The organism is Streptomyces sp. NRRL S-1813 (assembly GCF_000719605.1).
Taxonomy (GTDB): Bacteria; Actinomycetota; Actinomycetes; order Streptomycetales; family Streptomycetaceae; genus Streptomyces; species Streptomyces decoyicus.
The window spans coordinates 375,875-390,964 of the sequence record NZ_JOHB01000001.1; the positions used below are offsets into that span (position 1 = coordinate 375,875).

Sequence of the window (15,090 nt, forward strand, 5' to 3'; positions counted from 1 at the left end):
CCAGGAAATTCATTGCCTCGGGCGGCCGTGGCGCCAACAATGCGCACGACAAAACCGAAGCCCATGAAGGGACTTCGGTGACAGAAGCTGAGAGGACCCCACATGAATCGACCTCTCGTCGGCACCCTGGCCACGGCCGTGCTGGGAGCCGCAGCCCTGGTGGGCACCGTCGGAACGGCCCACGCGGCGCCGCAGCACAGGGCGCAGCAGCCCCAGCAGCAGCACCTCAAGCAGCACAGGACCAAGGCGGTGGACTTCGCCGGCACCGTCGCGCTGAGCAACTGCTCCGGCTCCGTTGTCCGGATGCCCACCTCGCAGGCGAACGACCCGGCCCTGGTGATGTCCAACGGCCACTGTCTGGAAAGCGGCATGCCCGGCGCCGGCGAGGTCATCGTCGACCAGCCGTCCAGCCGTAGCTTCACCCTGCTCGACAAGTCGGCCGGCCGGGCGGGCACGATCAAGGCCACCAAGATCGCGTACGCCACGATGACCGACACCGATGTCTCGCTCTACGAGACCTCCTCGACCTACGCCCAGATCGAGCAGAAGTACGGGATCAAGCCGCTGGAGCTGGCCACCGCCCACCCGGCCAAGGGCGCGGCGATCAGCGTCGTCTCCGGCTACTGGAAGAAGATCTACTCCTGCAACATCGACGGGTTCGTGCCCACCCTCAAGGAGGGTGACTGGACCTGGAAGGACTCGGTCCGCTACACCCCGCAGTGCAAGACGATCGGCGGCACGTCCGGATCGCCGGTGATCGACACCGGCACCGGCAAGGTCGCGGCCATCAACAACACGGGCAACGAGGACGGCGAGAAGTGCACCGTCAACAACCCGTGCGAGGTGGACGAGAACGGCAACGTCACCGTGCACCAGGGCATCAACTACGCCCAGGAGACGTACGGGATACCGAAGTGCTTCGGTGTCGGCAACAAGCTCGACCTGAGTGCGGCCGGGTGCGCGCTGCCGAAGCCGGCGGCCACCCGTAGGTGAGAACGCAGTAGGCGACGCCAGGTCCCGTGCACGGGGTGCGCGGGACCTGGCGGTGTGTGGGGGGTGGCGCCGGGGCGCCGCAGGGTGCGGCGGGGGAGTGGCGGTGTCCGCCGGGGAGGCGGGGCCCGTTACGGGAGGCCGTGGACGTGGGCGCCCACCTGGCGGGCGAATTCGCCGCCGCCCGCGGCGTCCCAGTTGGTGGACCAGGCCATCGCACCGCGCAGACCGGGGTAGGTCTTGGACGGCTTGAAGGAGCCGCAGCTGGTGCCCTGGGTGAGGCAGTCCAGGGCGGCGTTGACGACCGACGGGGCGACGTACCCGCTGCCGGCCGCGCGGGAGGAGGCCGGTACGCCGATGCCGACCTGGGACGGGTCGAGCCCGCCCGCCAGCTGGATACAGGCGAGCGAGGTCAGGAAGTCGACCGAGCCCTGGGAGTAGACCTTCCCGTCGCAGCCGTTCATCGAACCGCTGTTGTAGTACTGCATATTGACGACGGTCAGGAAGTCCTTGATGCCGAGCGCCGTCTTGAAGTACTCGTTCTGCGGTGACTGCATGTCGATGGTCTGCGGGGCCATGGTCACCACGACGTCGCTGTGCCGGGCATGGACGGCCGTCAGCGCCTGAGTCATGTACGTGGCGTTGAGGCCGTTCTCCAGGTCGATGTCGACGCCGTCAAAGCCGTATGCGTTCATCAGGCCGTTGAGGGAGTCGGCGAAGTTCCTGGCGGAGGCGTCGTCGTTGACGGACACCGCGCCCTTCTCGCCGCCGACGGAGAGGATCACCGACTTCCCGGCCGCCTGCTTCGCCTTGATGTCTGCCTTGAATTCGTCGGTGGAGCCGTAGCCGACGGCCGGATCGAGGTGGAAGTCGACGGCGCCGGGCGTCCCGGTCGCCTCGGCGAACGAGACCGCGATGATGTCGTAGGCGTCGTCGACGTCCTTCAGTTTCTGCACCGTGGCGCCGTTGTTGAAGTTCTGCCAGTAGCCGGTGACGGCGTGGCGGGGAACGGCGGCGGTGTGTGCGGCGGGGGACGGCTGGGGGCGGTTCCCGGATGCGTGGGCGGTGCCCGCCGCGAGGATTCCGGCCGAGGTCAGCGCCGTGGCGGTGAGTGCGGCCAGAAGTCTTGCCGTCAGCCTGTTCTTCGACGTGCCTGATCGTGCGCGAACCACGGCTGCCTCCGTGTGGGGGAAGGGGAGAGGGAGTGGTGCGGATGCGCGTTTCAGGGGCCCCTGCGCTTGCCGTACAACGTGGTCCAGACCATTGGCCCTGTCAAGAGTCTTGCCGGAAGCGGGTGTTCCCCTCATGGTCGCCTGGCCGGTATGCGCCCTTTCCCTACGGGGTGATGGTGATGACGAGTAGCCCAGAACGTGTTCTCTGGGACGTATCTCTGTGGATAAAGTGCTGAGCGTACGGCGCCTAGCAAGCTGTGCCGATCCGCGGTCCCGGGGCCCCCGGCGGCCGGAGGGAGTGGGGGAGCGACGTGCCGACCGCGATTGCAGTCACCAGCCCTGACCTCGCGCTGCCCGCGACCGACCGGCAGACCCCCGCCGCCGTCGTGCTCCGGGCCCCGCATCTCCAGCCGCTGGACGAGGCCCTGACGGAGACCAGTGCGGTGCTGGAGCACCACGGCCACCTCATCGTGCTGTACTCCTCGGCCTGCCCGCCGGAACACATCCGGCGCCTGCACACCCTGCGCTCCGTCCTGGAGAGCGACCGGATCGCCATCGTGCCGCTGTCCCTGCCGCCGCTGGGCGTGGCGTTACTGGCCCGTCAGCTGCGGCAGTTGTCGCTGTGCGATTTCAGCCCCGGCGTGCTGGCCAGCGCGGCACGGCTGCTGAGCCATTACGTTCACGCCGGTGCCCTGCTGGGCAGTGTGAGCGGCCTGGACCGCATCGAGGTCGACCTGCGGTCCCATGTGAAGTCCTGGCTGCCCGGCGCCCACTTCGCGGTGCTGGCCCACCCCGAGCCGCGGCTGCTGCATCTGGACCGGCACAGCACCGAGGCCGGACTGCCGGCGCCCGGGTTCACCACGCAGCTCGCGCTCGCCCGCGGCCAGCTCACCTCCGAGTGGGTGACCGCGGCGCTCGCCCCGGCCTGGCAGGTGCAGGGGGTGTACGAGGCCCGGCTGCCCGCCGAGTCCGCCCGGTGGTGGGGGACCCAGAAACTCATCGAATTCGCGGCGGCCATACCGGACTTGTCGGTCCTCCATCAGCTGGTGACCTCCGTACGGCGCGAGGCGTGCGGCTGGTGCGGGCTGGAACTCCTCGGCGACCGCTGTGCGTTCTGCGCGGCGCCACTGGCGCGGGAACGGGCGGCAGGGGGTGGCGGCCCGGGTCAGGGGCCGGCGGCCATAGGAGGGCCGGCCACCCGGCCGGGACAGGGGGCTGCTGCTCCTGCCGCAACGGCATCCGCCGGCGCCCTCACCCCGGCCCCCGGGCCGTCGGGCGGTACGGGTGCGCCCGAGTCCCCCTCGGCGGCCCCGGCCGAACCGTCTCCCTCGCCGTGGGGCGAGCGCGGCCTCTCCCCGGTGGCACCGCCCGGTGTGGCCGGCGTGCTCGGCGTGCCGGGCGTGGCGGACGTACGGGGTGAAGGCACCGATGGCAGCGGCGAAACGGGGCAGTGGGACGTCCGCGGGCCGGATCTCGCGGCGGGCGGCCCGCCGGCGTCGGGGAACCCGTACGGGTCCGGGCGCCCGGTGCCCGGCAACCCCTACGCGTGCGACGACGGCCCCCGGGCCCCCGGCCACTGGCATCTGCCCGGCCACCCCGATTTCGCCGCACACCCCGATCCGCCCGGCCACTCCGATCTGCCCGGCCGTCCGGACGTCCCCTCCCACCCGGACGTCCCCGGCCGCCCCGACGTCCCCGGCACTCCGCGGACGGTGGCCCGCGTGCGCTGAGCCCGACCGGGCCGTCCGTGCCCCGCCCCCACCGGCCGATCCCGTCGGCCGCCGGTCCGCCGGCCCCCGTCCGGCGACCGCCCGCCCCTTCTCCCCGTCCCGATCGAGGTCCCTCCCCCATGAACTCACGCCAGCGCCGCGGAGTGATCCTGCTGCTCCTGTCGGTTCTCTGTGCGGTCGGCGCGTTCGTCGGCGTACTGTCGGTGATCAAGAACGTCGAGTCCAAGGTCGGCCCCGAAAAGACGGCGTACCGGCTGAAGACGGATGTCGCAGCCTATAAAGCGCTGGATCCTGGGCAGTTCGAGAAGGTGAAGATGCCGCAGCGGTGGCTGCCGCCGACGGCCGTGACCGATCTCGACAAGGTCAGCGGCAGGATCGCGGTGACCCCGTTGAAGAAGGGGTCGCTGTTGCAGGACGACATGATTGTCGAGCGGCCCGCGCTGAAGGCCGGGCAGCAGGAGATCGCCATCATGATCGACGCCGCGACCGGCGTGGCCGGCAAGATCAACCCCGGTGCCCGGGTGAACATCTTCGCCACCTTCGAGGGCAAGCGCCCCGAGGACAAGCCGGTCTCCAAGGTCATTGTCTCCGGGGCCCAGGTCATCGACGTCGGCAAGCTGACGCCCCTGGAGGCCAAGGACCCCGGCGCCACCACCACCACCGGCCGGCAGGCCGGGGAGGCCGTCCCGATCACCTTCGCGCTGAACACCCAGGACGCCCAACGGGTCGCCTACGCCGAGTCCTTCGCCTCTCACGTACGGCTCGCCCTGATCGCCCCCGGCAGCGAGGCCACCATCCCGCCCGGCCAGCGCACCTACACCCTCGACGGTGACAAGTGACCCGGAGGCTCAGGTGACCATCCGTATCCTTCCGGCGATCGGCGACCCGGACGCAGCGCGCGCGGTGTCCTCGCTGCTCAACCAGCTGCCGGACGCCGAGCCCGCGCCCACCGTCGCCGACTCCACGGCGCTTCTCGACGCGCTGACCGGCGCCGCCGCCCAGGGGGCCGCCGCGTCGTCCGCCGCCTCACCCGCGGCCGGTCCGCCGTCCGCCGTCGAGGCGCTCCCCGAGGTCGTGCTCGTCCATGAGCGGATCGGTCCGACGCCGGCGCTGGAGCTCATCCGCGAGGTGGCGCTGCGCTTCCCCGCCGTCGGCGTCGTCCTGATCACCACGGACGCCGGTCCCGCGCTGTTCTCCGCGGCGATGGACGCCGGTGCCCGCGGCGTCGTCGGGCTCCCGCTCGGCTACGACGAGTTGGCCGCGCGGGTGCAGGCCGCCGCCCAGTGGTCGGCGGGCGTACGGGTACACCTGGGGGCCGGCCCGGAGACGGCCCCCGGGCCGGCCGGCACCCTGGTGACCGTGACCGGCGCCAAGGGCGGGGTCGGCACCACCGTCACCGCCGTGCAGCTGGCGCTGGCCGCACGGGCCGCGGGCCGCAGCGTCGCGCTGCTGGACCTGGATCTCCAGTCCGGTGACGTGGCCTCCTATCTGGACGTCCAGTTCCGCCGCTCGGTCGTCGATCTGGCGGGCATCGCGGACATCTCCGTACGGGTGCTCCAGGACGCGGTGCACGACCACCACACGGGCCTCGGGCTGCTGCTGGCGCCCGAGGAGGGGGAACGCGGCGAGGAGGTCGACGACCGGGCGGCCCGCCAGATCATCGGCGCGCTGCGCTCCCGCTACGAAGTGGTGCTGGTCGACTGCGGCTCCCAGATGCAGTCCGCCAACGCCGCGGCCGTCGAACTCGCCGATGTGGCACTGCTGGTGACCACCCCCGACGTGGTGTCCGTACGGGCCGCCAAGCGGCAGGTCCGGCTGTGGGACCGGTTGCAGATCCGTCAGGCCGAGGACACCACCACAGTGGTCAACCGCCTCACCCGTAACACCGAGATCCAGCCGCCGCTGGTCGCCAAGGCCACCGGCACCCAGGTCGCCCGGACCCATGTGCCGGCCGCCTTCAAGGAGCTCCAGCCCTGTGTCGACGCGGGCCGGATACAGGACCTCGACGGCAAGTCGACGGTCCGGCAGGCACTGTGGGCGCTCGCGGGCGAACTCGGCCTGGTCGAGTCGCCGGCCGTGCGGCAGGGCCGGGGCAGCCACCGGGCGCGCCCGACACTGACGGGGCGCAAGCGCAAGGCCATAACGCCGGGAGCGGCTCCCGGTTCCGGGCCGGGTCAGGGGCCGGCCTCCGGGGCCGGTTCAGGGTCCGGCATCCGGTTCGGCGCGCGACGCGGCTCCGCGGCGGCGGCCGGCGGCTCGGGTCCGTTCGATCCGGCCGGTCCCTACGAGGAGGGCTGAGCGGTGCGGCGCCCACTGGGCGGCAACGACCGGGGGCAGGTCGCCGTGGAATTCATGGGGCTGCTTCCGCTGATCCTGGTGGTCCTCGCGCTGCTGTGGCAGCTGGTGCTGGTCGGCTATGCGTACGCGCTCGCCGCCCACTCCGCCGACCGGGGCGCGCGGGCCGGCACCGCGACGGACGGGGGCGGCGCCGGAGCCTGCCGCGCCGCCGCCGAGAACGAACTCCCCAGTTCCTGGCGCGGCGGTGCCACGATCTCCTGCGGCCCCGGAGCAGGCGTATGGAAGGCGACGGTCGACATCGAGGTCCCGGTGCTCTTCCCCGGCGCGGCCACCTTCCCGTGGTCGGCCGAGGGCTCGGCCGGCGCCGCGAAGGAGGACGCCCGATGAGCGGCGTACGCCTGCCCGCCCGGCTCCGCGGCCACGGCCGCGACCGGGGCACGGTCTCCATCGAATTCCTCGGCTTCTTGCCGATTCTGCTGGTCGTCGGGCTGGCGGTGGTCCAGCTCGGGCTCGCCGCGTTCGCCGTCCAGCAGGCCGGTACGGGAGCGCGCGCCGCGGCCCGCACCGCCTCGATGGACGAGGCCGACCACCCGGCCGACCCGCAGGCCGCCGGCCGGGCCGCGATGACCGGCTGGGTCTCGCGCGGTGCGCAGGTCTCGGTGGACGGCGGGGGCGACGAGGTCCGCGCGACGGTGCGCGTCACCATTCCCTCGCTGCTGCCCGGCATCAAGGACTTCGGCTCCGCCAGCCGCAGCGCCACCATGCCCCGCCCGCAGAAATCCGCCGCCCTGGGCCTCCGGGCGCCGGACCCGTACGAAGGAGCATCACCGCGATGAGCCTGAAAGCCCGGATCGTCGCACCCGAACCGGCCGGTGAGGCGCGGCAGGACAGCCATATGGTCGCCGTCTACCGCGCCAAACTGCTCGAAGAGATCGACCTCGCCGAGATGTCCTCGCTGGCCGCGGCCGAGCGCCGCGGGCGGCTGGAACGCGTACTGGGCCACATCATCAGCCGTGAGGGCCCGGTGCTCTCCACCGCCGAACGCGCCCAGCTCATCCGCCGGGTGGTGGACGAGGCGCTCGGCCTGGGGGTGCTGGAGCCGCTGCTCGAGGACGCCTCGATCACCGAGATCATGGTCAACGGCCCGGACCAGGTGTATGTCGAGCGGGCCGGCCGGGTCGAGCTGCTGCCCGTACGCTTCGCCTCGCACGAGCAGCTGATGCAGACCATCGAGCGGATCGTCTCCACCGTCAACCGGCGGGTCGACGAGTCCAATCCGATGGTCGACGCCCGGCTGCCGTCCGGTGAGCGCGTCAATGTCATCATCCCGCCGCTCGCGCTGAACGGCGCCACGCTCACCATCCGGCGCTTCCCGCGCGCCTACACCCTCGCCGAACTCATCGGCATGGGCACGCTCGACGAGCAGATGCTGATGCTGCTGGCGGGGCTGGTGCGGGCCAAGTTCAACGTGGTGGTCTCCGGTGCCACCGGTGCGGGCAAGACCACGCTCCTCAACGCCCTCTCCGGCCTGATTCCGGACGGGGAGCGGATCATCACCGTTGAGGACGCCGCCGAACTCCAGCTCCAGCAGAGCCATGTCATCCGGCTGGAGTCCCGGCCGCCCAACGTGGAGGGCAAGGGCCGGATCACCATCCGCGACCTCGTACGCAACTCCCTTCGCATGCGCCCCGACCGCATCATCGTCGGCGAGGTGCGCGGCGGCGAGACCCTCGACATGCTCCAGGCGATGTCGACCGGCCACGACGGTTCGCTCGCCACCGTCCACGCCAACAGTGCCGAGGACGCCCTGATGCGCCTCCAGACCCTGGCCTCCATGTCGGACGTCAAGATCCCCTTCGAGGCGCTGCGGGACCAGATCAACAGCGCCGTCGACTGCATCGTCCAGCTCACCCGGCACGCCGACGGCTCCCGCCGGATCAGCGAGATCGCCATCCTCGACTCGCGCGGCCACGAGGACTACCGGATCGCGACGGTCTGCCGCTTCGACGCCGAACCGATGGGCGCCGACCGCATCGTGCACGGGCGGTTCCGCTACTTCCCGCTGCCGCGGCGGGTCGCCGAACGCCTCTTCATGGCGAGCGAGCCCACCCCGCCCGCCTTCGGCGTCGCCACCGACGACGCCCAACTCGCCACCCGGAAGGCCCTCTCATGACCGGCGGGAACCACCTCGCCCTGCTCGCCATCGGCGCCACCCTGCTGTGCGGGGTGCTCGCGATCGCCGGCGTACGGACGTACGCGGCCGGGCGCGCCCAGCGGCAGGCCGTCGTCGACCGGCTCGACGACGAGCGCAGGCGGCCGGCCGACGGGCGGCAGCGGCGCTTCCCGTCCGTCGACCGCGCCCTGCGCGGCACCCGCTTCGGCCGCCGCCTCGAACTGCGGCTGGCCGCCACCGGTCTGGACGTCACCCCCGGCGAATTCTTCGTCTACATGCTCGGCGCGGTCCTCGCGCTGTGGCTGATCGCGCAGGCCACCCTCGCCCCGTTCTTCGGCCCGATCGCCGCGCTGGTCGCCGTCTGGGCCGCGTTCGCCTTCCTCAACTGGCAGCGGCAGAAGCGCATCGAGAAGTTCATCAACCAGCTGCCCGAGCTCTCCCGGATCCTCGCCAACGCCACCCAGGCCGGGCTCGCCCTGCGGACCGCGCTGGGCATGGCGGCCGAGGAGCTGGACGCACCGGCCGGTGAGGAACTGGGCAAGGTCTCCGACAAGCTCGCCGTCGGCCACTCCGTCGACGAGGCGCTCGGCGAGCTGGCCGAACGCCTCCCGTCCCGCGAACTCGTCGTCCTCGTCACCACCCTGGTGCTCTCCAACCGCGCCGGCGGCACCGTCGTCGGCTCGCTGCGCAACCTCACCAAGACCCTGGAGGAGCGCAAGGAGACCCGTCGTGAGGTCCGCACCCAGCTCTCCCAGGTCGTGGTCACCGCCTATGTCGTCCCGCTGCTCGGTATCGGCACGCTGCTGCTGATGAACCGGATCGCTCCGGGCGCGATCGACCGGATGACCTCCTCCTTCCTCGGCCAGCTCGCGGTCGTGGTGGCCTTTGTCCTCTACGGGCTCGGTTTCTTCTTCATCCGCCGGCTGTCCAAGATCGACGTCTAGATACCGGCACCGGCATCGGTATCCCCAGGGGAACAGGAATGGGAATCGGAATTCTGCTGGCCGCGGCCTTCGCCCTCTCGGTCGCCGGCATCTGCGGCGGTATCGCGCTCTACCGCCGCGAGGCCCGGCTGCCGCCGGACCTGGCGCTGTCCCTGGAGGTCGGCGCGACCCGCACCACGGTGGTCGGCTCCGCGGTGGACCGCACCGGGATGCGCTATGCGCCGCTGGTGCTGCGGCTGATGGGCGACAAACGCACCGCCCGGGTCCGCCGCCGGATCGACCTGGCCGGCAATCCCGGCGGCCTGACCGTCGACCGGTACGCCGCCCGGCGCGCCGTCTACGGGGCCCTCGGATTCTTCGGCGCGCTGGTGATGTTCCTGCGCGGTCAGCCGCTGCTCGGCGTCTTGATGGTGCTCTTCGGTCTCTTCTGGACCGAGGTCGGCATCTGGGCCGCGATCCGCCAGCGCAAGGACACCATCGAACGCACCCTTCCGGACTTTCTGGATGTGCTGGCCGTCGTGGTCAGCGCGGGCCTGAGCTTCCGTCAGGCCCTGGACCGGGTCGCGGAGAAGTACGAGGGGCCATGGGCCGATGAACTCCGCATCACGCTGCGCCAGATGGACATGGGCGTCAGCCGCCGCGCGGCCTTCGAGGAGCTACGCAAACGCAACGACTCCGAACAGGTCGCCCAGTTCGTCACCGCGCTCCAGCAGGGCGAGGAACTCGGCTCGCCGATCGTCGACACCCTGATCCAGATCGCCGACGACATGCGCCGCACCGACGCCCAGAACGCCCGGCGCCGGGCCGCCCGCGCGGTCCCCAAGGCCACCATGGTCGTCACCACTTTTATGGTTCCGGCCACGATGATCCTGCTCATCGCCGGGTTCTTCCTGGGTTCGGGCACCAACTTCGGCTCGCTGATGGGGAAGTGATCCGTGTCGCAGGTCCCGGCCCCGGCCCCGCCCCCGGCCTCCTGGCGCCGCGGGACGGCGCTCGGCGTACCCGGGCTGATTCTCCTCGGCGCGGTCCTCTCCGTGCTCTCCGCCGCCTTCTCCGCCGACACCTTCCACGACTGTCACTACTTCGGGCCGTCCTTGCGGATGCACATTTTCGGGTGGGCAGGCCTGTGCGCCGGGCTCGCCGCCCCGGTGCTGTACGCGGTGCTGCACCGGGGCGCACTCCGGCGCGGCTGGGCCCCGGCGCTGTCCCGGGCCTCCGGTTCGGCCCTGGTCCTCCTGGTGCTGGGCGTGCTGCCACTGCTCTTCGAGGCCTTCGTGGTGTGGACCCTGTACGCTCCCGATCCGGCCGGTGGCCACGACTGTTCGGGCCTGGCGTACGTGCTCGGCGGCAGTGGCCCGCACCCGGCCGGATGAGTACGCCGCGCCGCCCGCTTCTCGTCAACTCCTTCGCAAGAGCAACGAGTTGTGTCACAGTGGGTGGGCGGACGGTTTCGCTCGCACTATGGTGCGGACGGGCCGGCCGGTCCACATGGGCAGGAGAGCGGGGCACGGTCCCGGAGGGGGAACGGGGGTGGGTGGGGTGCGGCCAAGTGGCCTGAATGCGCCGTTGGGCCTGCCGTCCGTGATCCCAATTCAGGATTGGGTACGGAAGCCCTGTTCCGGGCACGATGTTCCGGCGTACTTTTCTCGTGTCGTGAGCGCGGTCGAACGCGCCGGCACCACGGGGACAGACCAGCCGGACCAGAGCGGTACGGCCGCCCATGGAGGGGAAGACGATGGCGAAGCGTATTTTGGGGAACGACCGGGGACAGACCTCGATCGAGTACCTCGGCATCATCGCGGTGGTCGTGGCGATCGTCCTGGTCCTGTCGACCACGGACTTCGGCAGCCAGATCGCGAACGCCATCGCCAACAAGATCTCCGACGTCGTCGGGATTTAGGGCCCGCCGCTGCCGCCACTGTCGTGCCGGTCACGACCATGCGCCGTCGGCGCGACGCCGGGCAGGCCTTCCCGCTTTACATCGTTGCGGTCGGGGGCCTGCTCTTCCTCGCGCTCGCCTTTTTCGCCGTGGGCCAGGCCGCGGCCACCCGCAACGGTGCGCAGACGGCTGCCGACGCGGCCGCGCTCGCCGCCGGCCAGAAGTACCGCGACCTGCTGACCAAGGGCCTTCTCGACGGGCTCCGCGACGGCAGCTACGAGACCAACCAGGCCGTATGGAAGGACCTGCTGAACGGGCGCGGTGCCCCCTCCCCAGCGGCCTGCGAAAACGCGGCCTGGTTCGCCGAACGGAACGGTGCCGAGCTCTACGGCTCCGATTCGGGCTCCGGCTGCACTCCGGACTCCTGGCCCACCTCGTTCGCCGTCGGGGTCAGGACCCAGAAGTCCGTGGGCAATTCGGTGATCCCGATGACCAGCAGCACCCATGGGGAGGCCGAGGCGAAGTCCGTCGTCGAGCCCCGCTGCACCCTCGATCCCGCCGAGGACGACACGGGCGGGCCGGACGGCAAGGGCGACGAGGGAGATGAGGGGGGCACGGGCGGCAAGGGCAAGGACGCCCCCCGGCCTGCGCCGGTCGAGCTCACCTGTGACGGAAAGCGCTGGACGCTCGACCCCGATCACCTCCAGCATCTGCCCGACGCATCCGATCTCTTCGCCGTACGCCTCGCCCATTGACCGGCCGCCCCCGCACCCCGCCCCCGCACCCCGCTCACCACCCCGCTCACCGCCCCGACCCGCACACCGAGACGTCCGAGACGACCAGACGACGATCAAAGGAATCGCATCCCATGAGCATTCGGCGCACCACGAAGGCCGCCAGGGGAGCGGTCGCCATGGCGAGCGCTGTCGGCCTGGCTCTCGTTGTGGCCGGCTGTGGTGGTGGTGAGGGCGGTGCCGAGGCGACGGACGGCAACAAGCCGCCGGCCCGCAGCACCGCCCCCAAGGACAGCGGCCCCGGCAGCCCGGCGGCCGACTCCGACAAGGTGATCGGCGAAATGAAGGGGCCGGACGGCGTGGTGGTGACCCTGCACTCCGTCGTCCGTGACTCCGGCGGCTTCGTCACCGTCAACGGCACGGTGGCCAACCGCGGCACCCGCGCCTTCAACGCCATCGACTGGCGCTCCAACGAGACCGATCTGCGGTCCCGTTCCTCCATCTCCGGAGCCACCCTCGTCGACAAGGCCGGCAAGAAGCGGTATCTGGTGCTGCGCGACACCAACGGCGAGTGTCTGTGCACGACCGGTCTCAGCGGCCTGATGCCGGGAGCCAGCCGCCCGATCTTCGCCCAGTTCCCGGCGCCGCCGGCCAAGGTGACCGAGGTCGACTTCCAGTTGCCGACCCTGCCCCCGGCCAGCGTGCAGATCACGGATTGAGCGGGCACCGATGACCGCGACCCAGATGCCCCGAGGACGCCGCGCGCGCCGAGCGCCCCGTACCGCCCTCACCGCCGCCGCCCTGCTGCTGACCGCGGCGCTGACGGTCCCTGCCGCCCATGCCGATCCGCCGGGCCTGACCGAGGACTCCAGCCCCCCGGTGCGCATCGACCCGAAGGACCCCGATCTGCGGATGGTCCAGGGCGCCGAACTCGCCCCGTCCAAGGTCCTCAACATCAAGTCCATCGTCGAGACCGACGACGGCTCCGAGCGGCGGCAGGACACCAATGACAATGTGACCTTCGCGCTCCAGGCCGAGGTCCTCTTCGGCAAGGACAGTGCCGAGCTGTCGGGGGACGCGCTGTCCCGCATCGGCAGCATCGCGACGGAGATCAAGAAGCAGAACGCCACCAAACTGCGGGTCTTCGGCTTCACCGACAACCTCGGCTCGGCCGGCCACGGCCTGGTCCTGTCCAAGAAGCGGGCCAACGCCGTCCAGCAGGAGCTGGCCAAGGACCTCGGCTCGTCCGTCAGCTTCCAGATCCGCGGCTACGGCGAGCAGTACCCGATCGCCGACAACGGCACCGAGGCGGGCCGCAAGAAGAACCGCCGGGTCGAGGTCAGCTTCCCGCGCTCCTCGTGACCCGGGCACAGTATTGGACCAGTCGATCTCCGGTCGTGCAGGCACGGGTGTTCCGCCTCGCCCCCGGGGCGCCGATGCTGGCCGGAGCCCTGAACACCTCCGCCTTCAACGTCGGGATCACCCTCACCCCGATGCTGGGCGGTCTCACCATCGACGCGGGCCTCGGCTTCACCTCGGTGGCCTGGGTCGGTGCCGGCACCGGCGTGCTCGCCCTGGCGGCCACGGGGTGGGCGGCGGCACTGGAGCGGCGGAAGGGGCGGGACGACGTGCCCGCCGTCGAACGCCCCGCGTACGCCGCCGTGTAGGCCGCCGTCCGGGCGCCGCGGGACACCGGTCAGTCAGCGGGCGGGTTCGACACCGAGGCGGAGGCCGGGGCGCAGGCCCCAGCGCGCCATCGCGCCGGCCTCCGCCTCCAGGACGTGCCGGGCGCGCGGGCGGGGGAGCCCCAGCCGCCCCGGACGCATGGTGCGTACGGCCAGCACCGTGAAGTCCCGGCTCAGATAGGCGACATCGATCGCGAACCGCATCCGGAAGGTGTGCACACTGCTCGCCGGGGTCAGCAACAGCGCCCCCTCGATGCCCTCGCGGCCCAGCAAACCCCGGGTGCGGGCGCGGTAGGACGCCGCGATCTCCACCGGAATACCGGCATCCGTCCCGTACAGGACCCCCGGGCCGTTCTCCCAACGCGCCATGCACAGCGTTGTATCAGCTCCCGCGCTCCTCATCCGCCGGTGGCCCGGAGCCGGACGCCCTAGGGTCGACGCGTGTCAGTGATGCTGATGGTTCTCGCCGCCGTCTACGGAGCAGCGGCCGGGCTGCTCATACCGCGGCCCGCCCACCGGATGGCCGTCGAGCCCGAGGAGGAGTGGCGCGCGGTCTGCCCCCAGGGGCATGCGATCACGGGGGTGGCGCGGGGCTGGCTGGGGCGGGGACGCTGTCCGGACTGTGGGGCGTACGGGCCGGGTGTGCTGCCGACGGCGGCGGCCACCGCGCTGGCCTGTGCGGCCCTGGCGGCGGCCACCGGGCCACGGCCGGAACTCGTCGCCTGGCTGGTGACGACACCGGCCGCGGTGCTGCTGGTGGCCGTCGACTGGCGGGTCCGGCGCCTCCCGGACGAGCTGACGCTGCCGCTCGCCGTGGTGGTGGCGGCGCTGCTGGGGCTCGGCGGCTGGCTCACGGGGGAGACCGGGGCGTGGCGGCGGGCCCTGCTGGGCGGCCTGGTCCTCGGCGCGGGCTACCTCCTGCTCTATGTCGTCAACCCGCGGGGGATCGGCCTGGGCGACGTCAAGCTGGCGGTCGGGCTCGGGGTGGCCCTCGGGTGGTACGGCTGGCGCACCCTGGTCACCGGAGGCGCGGCGGGGGTGCTGCTGGGCGCGCTCTACGGTGCGGGGCTGATGCTCGTCCGCCCCGGCGCGCGGAAGACGGCCATGCCGCTCGGGCCCTTCATGATCCTCGGTGCCTTCTGCGGGCTGCTCCTGGGCGCCGCCGCGGCCGCCTGAACGCGGCCCCCCGCGCCGGGCGGCCCCGCCGTACACGGGGCGACGCACCCGGTGGGGACTCGCCCGACCGGGCCGGACACCCCCACCGGAGGGATTCCTTCCGCAGGCGCTTCCCCCGCTTCCGGCCCCGGGAGAGCCCGAGCCACGCCGCCGCGCGCGCCGGTGCACGAAGCATCGCCCCCGCGGGGTTATGGTGGAAACCCCCCCTCGGGCCGGTCCGTATCCCCCCCACGGACCGGCCCGCTTTTTTGTCGGCACCCGCTCGTGCGCGCACCGGCGGCGCATGGCCGACGGGACCGTCCGGCAGGC

The 15,090-nt window shown here is 71.8% G+C and carries 18 protein-coding genes; 16 read left to right on the forward strand and 2 right to left on the reverse strand.

Annotation, left to right across the window (positions count from 1 at the left end; genetic code table 11):
* Positions 1-102 precede the first annotated feature (102 nt).
* A complete protein-coding gene (locus IF67_RS0101760) occupies positions 103-993 on the forward strand; it encodes a trypsin-like peptidase domain-containing protein (protein WP_030981401.1) in 891 nt (296 codons plus the stop codon).
* Between the two features lie 128 nt (positions 994-1,121).
* Here the strand turns inward: IF67_RS0101760 and IF67_RS0101765 are convergent, their stop codons facing one another.
* Positions 1,122-2,162 carry a chitinase gene (locus tag IF67_RS0101765; RefSeq protein WP_037838597.1) on the reverse strand — a complete coding sequence of 347 codons (1,041 nt, stop codon included), beginning with the start codon at positions 2,160-2,162 and terminating at the stop codon, positions 1,122-1,124.
* 311 nt (positions 2,163-2,473) lie between these two features.
* On the opposite strand from IF67_RS0101765, the gene IF67_RS38695 reads away from it, so the two are divergent.
* The 14 genes from IF67_RS38695 to IF67_RS0101835 all read left to right on the forward strand — a co-directional run bounded on the left by IF67_RS38695 (position 2,474) and on the right by IF67_RS0101835 (position 13,587).
* Positions 2,474-3,892 (forward strand): hypothetical protein, encoded by a 1,419-nt coding sequence (locus IF67_RS38695; RefSeq protein WP_037838598.1) that lies wholly within the window; start codon positions 2,474-2,476, stop codon positions 3,890-3,892.
* Between the two features lie 119 nt (positions 3,893-4,011).
* Positions 4,012-4,731: a Flp pilus assembly protein CpaB gene (gene cpaB / locus IF67_RS0101775; protein ID WP_030981404.1), complete on the forward strand. Its 720-nt coding sequence runs from the start codon at positions 4,012-4,014 to the stop codon at positions 4,729-4,731.
* A gap of 13 nt (positions 4,732-4,744) precedes the next feature.
* The gene (locus IF67_RS0101780) at positions 4,745-6,190 is read left to right on the forward strand and encodes an AAA family ATPase (protein ID WP_030981405.1); all 1,446 of its coding nucleotides are present in this window, start codon (positions 4,745-4,747) and stop codon (positions 6,188-6,190) included.
* A 3-nt stretch (positions 6,191-6,193) separates the two neighbouring features.
* Positions 6,194-6,577: a TadE family protein gene (locus IF67_RS0101785; protein WP_030981406.1), complete on the forward strand. Its 384-nt coding sequence runs from the start codon at positions 6,194-6,196 to the stop codon at positions 6,575-6,577.
* Positions 6,574-7,026, forward strand: a complete 453-nt coding sequence (locus IF67_RS38700; protein ID WP_037838602.1) for a TadE/TadG family type IV pilus assembly protein — start codon at positions 6,574-6,576, stop codon at positions 7,024-7,026. Before IF67_RS0101785 ends, IF67_RS38700 begins: the two co-directional genes overlap by 4 nt.
* Complete coding sequence (locus tag IF67_RS0101795) at positions 7,023-8,363, forward strand: CpaF family protein (RefSeq protein WP_030981408.1); 1,341 nt, start codon at positions 7,023-7,025, stop codon at positions 8,361-8,363. The genes IF67_RS38700 and IF67_RS0101795 overlap by 4 nt, the downstream gene beginning before the upstream one ends.
* Positions 8,360-9,307, forward strand: a complete 948-nt coding sequence (locus IF67_RS0101800) for a type II secretion system F family protein (protein ID WP_030981409.1) — start codon at positions 8,360-8,362, stop codon at positions 9,305-9,307. The genes IF67_RS0101795 and IF67_RS0101800 overlap by 4 nt, the downstream gene beginning before the upstream one ends.
* 38 nt (positions 9,308-9,345) lie before the next feature.
* Positions 9,346-10,239 (forward strand): DUF5936 domain-containing protein, encoded by an 894-nt coding sequence (locus tag IF67_RS0101805; protein WP_030981410.1) that lies wholly within the window; start codon positions 9,346-9,348, stop codon positions 10,237-10,239.
* 3 nt (positions 10,240-10,242) lie between these two features.
* Positions 10,243-10,680 (forward strand): hypothetical protein, encoded by a 438-nt coding sequence (locus IF67_RS0101810; protein ID WP_030981411.1) that lies wholly within the window; start codon positions 10,243-10,245, stop codon positions 10,678-10,680.
* A gap of 362 nt (positions 10,681-11,042) precedes the next feature.
* Positions 11,043-11,207 (forward strand): membrane protein, encoded by a 165-nt coding sequence (locus IF67_RS44100; protein ID WP_018089307.1) that lies wholly within the window; start codon positions 11,043-11,045, stop codon positions 11,205-11,207.
* Between the two features lie 38 nt (positions 11,208-11,245).
* Entirely contained in the window at positions 11,246-11,941 is a 696-nt protein-coding gene (locus IF67_RS0101820) for a pilus assembly protein TadG-related protein (RefSeq protein ID WP_030981412.1), read from the forward strand.
* A gap of 113 nt (positions 11,942-12,054) precedes the next feature.
* Positions 12,055-12,639 (forward strand): hypothetical protein, encoded by a 585-nt coding sequence (locus IF67_RS0101825; RefSeq protein WP_030981413.1) that lies wholly within the window; start codon positions 12,055-12,057, stop codon positions 12,637-12,639.
* A gap of 10 nt (positions 12,640-12,649) precedes the next feature.
* On the forward strand, positions 12,650-13,282 hold the full coding sequence (locus IF67_RS0101830) for an OmpA family protein (protein ID WP_051817477.1): 633 nt from the start codon (positions 12,650-12,652) through the stop codon (positions 13,280-13,282).
* Positions 13,283-13,317: 35 nt separating this feature from the next.
* Positions 13,318-13,587 carry an MFS transporter gene (locus IF67_RS0101835; protein ID WP_030981415.1) on the forward strand — a complete coding sequence of 90 codons (270 nt, stop codon included), beginning with the start codon at positions 13,318-13,320 and terminating at the stop codon, positions 13,585-13,587.
* 33 nt (positions 13,588-13,620) lie between these two features.
* Here IF67_RS0101835 and IF67_RS0101840 read toward each other — a convergent pair whose 3' ends face one another.
* Positions 13,621-13,974, reverse strand: a complete 354-nt coding sequence (locus IF67_RS0101840) for a DUF192 domain-containing protein (RefSeq protein ID WP_030981416.1) — start codon at positions 13,972-13,974, stop codon at positions 13,621-13,623.
* Between the two features lie 81 nt (positions 13,975-14,055).
* Here IF67_RS0101840 and IF67_RS0101845 point away from each other — a divergent pair, with 81 nt between their 5' ends.
* Positions 14,056-14,781, forward strand: coding sequence for a prepilin peptidase (locus tag IF67_RS0101845; protein ID WP_078889220.1), 726 nt, complete (start codon positions 14,056-14,058; stop codon positions 14,779-14,781).
* The last annotated feature ends 309 nt before the right edge of the window (positions 14,782-15,090 follow it).

Excerpts from the sequence above, each read along its gene's own strand:
- IF67_RS0101760 (WP_030981401.1), top strand. The coding sequence starts at position 103 with ATGAATCGACCTCTCGTCGGCACCCTGGCCACGGCCGTGCTGGGAGCC.
- IF67_RS0101825 (WP_030981413.1), top strand. The coding sequence starts at position 12,055 with ATGAGCATTCGGCGCACCACGAAGGCCGCCAGGGGAGCGGTCGCCATG.
- IF67_RS0101820 (WP_030981412.1), top strand. The coding sequence starts at position 11,246 with ATGCGCCGTCGGCGCGACGCCGGGCAGGCCTTCCCGCTTTACATCGTT.
- IF67_RS0101830 (WP_051817477.1), top strand. The coding sequence starts at position 12,650 with ATGACCGCGACCCAGATGCCCCGAGGACGCCGCGCGCGCCGAGCGCCC.
- IF67_RS0101795 (WP_030981408.1), top strand. The coding sequence starts at position 7,023 with ATGAGCCTGAAAGCCCGGATCGTCGCACCCGAACCGGCCGGTGAGGCG.
- IF67_RS0101805 (WP_030981410.1), top strand. The coding sequence starts at position 9,346 with ATGGGAATCGGAATTCTGCTGGCCGCGGCCTTCGCCCTCTCGGTCGCC.
- cpaB (WP_030981404.1), top strand. The coding sequence starts at position 4,012 with ATGAACTCACGCCAGCGCCGCGGAGTGATCCTGCTGCTCCTGTCGGTT.
- IF67_RS0101800 (WP_030981409.1), top strand. The coding sequence starts at position 8,360 with ATGACCGGCGGGAACCACCTCGCCCTGCTCGCCATCGGCGCCACCCTG.
- IF67_RS38700 (WP_037838602.1), top strand. The coding sequence starts at position 6,574 with ATGAGCGGCGTACGCCTGCCCGCCCGGCTCCGCGGCCACGGCCGCGAC.
- IF67_RS0101845 (WP_078889220.1), top strand. The coding sequence starts at position 14,056 with ATGCTGATGGTTCTCGCCGCCGTCTACGGAGCAGCGGCCGGGCTGCTC.
- IF67_RS0101840 (WP_030981416.1), bottom strand. The coding sequence starts at position 13,974 with ATGGCGCGTTGGGAGAACGGCCCGGGGGTCCTGTACGGGACGGATGCC.
- IF67_RS44100 (WP_018089307.1), top strand. The coding sequence starts at position 11,043 with ATGGCGAAGCGTATTTTGGGGAACGACCGGGGACAGACCTCGATCGAG.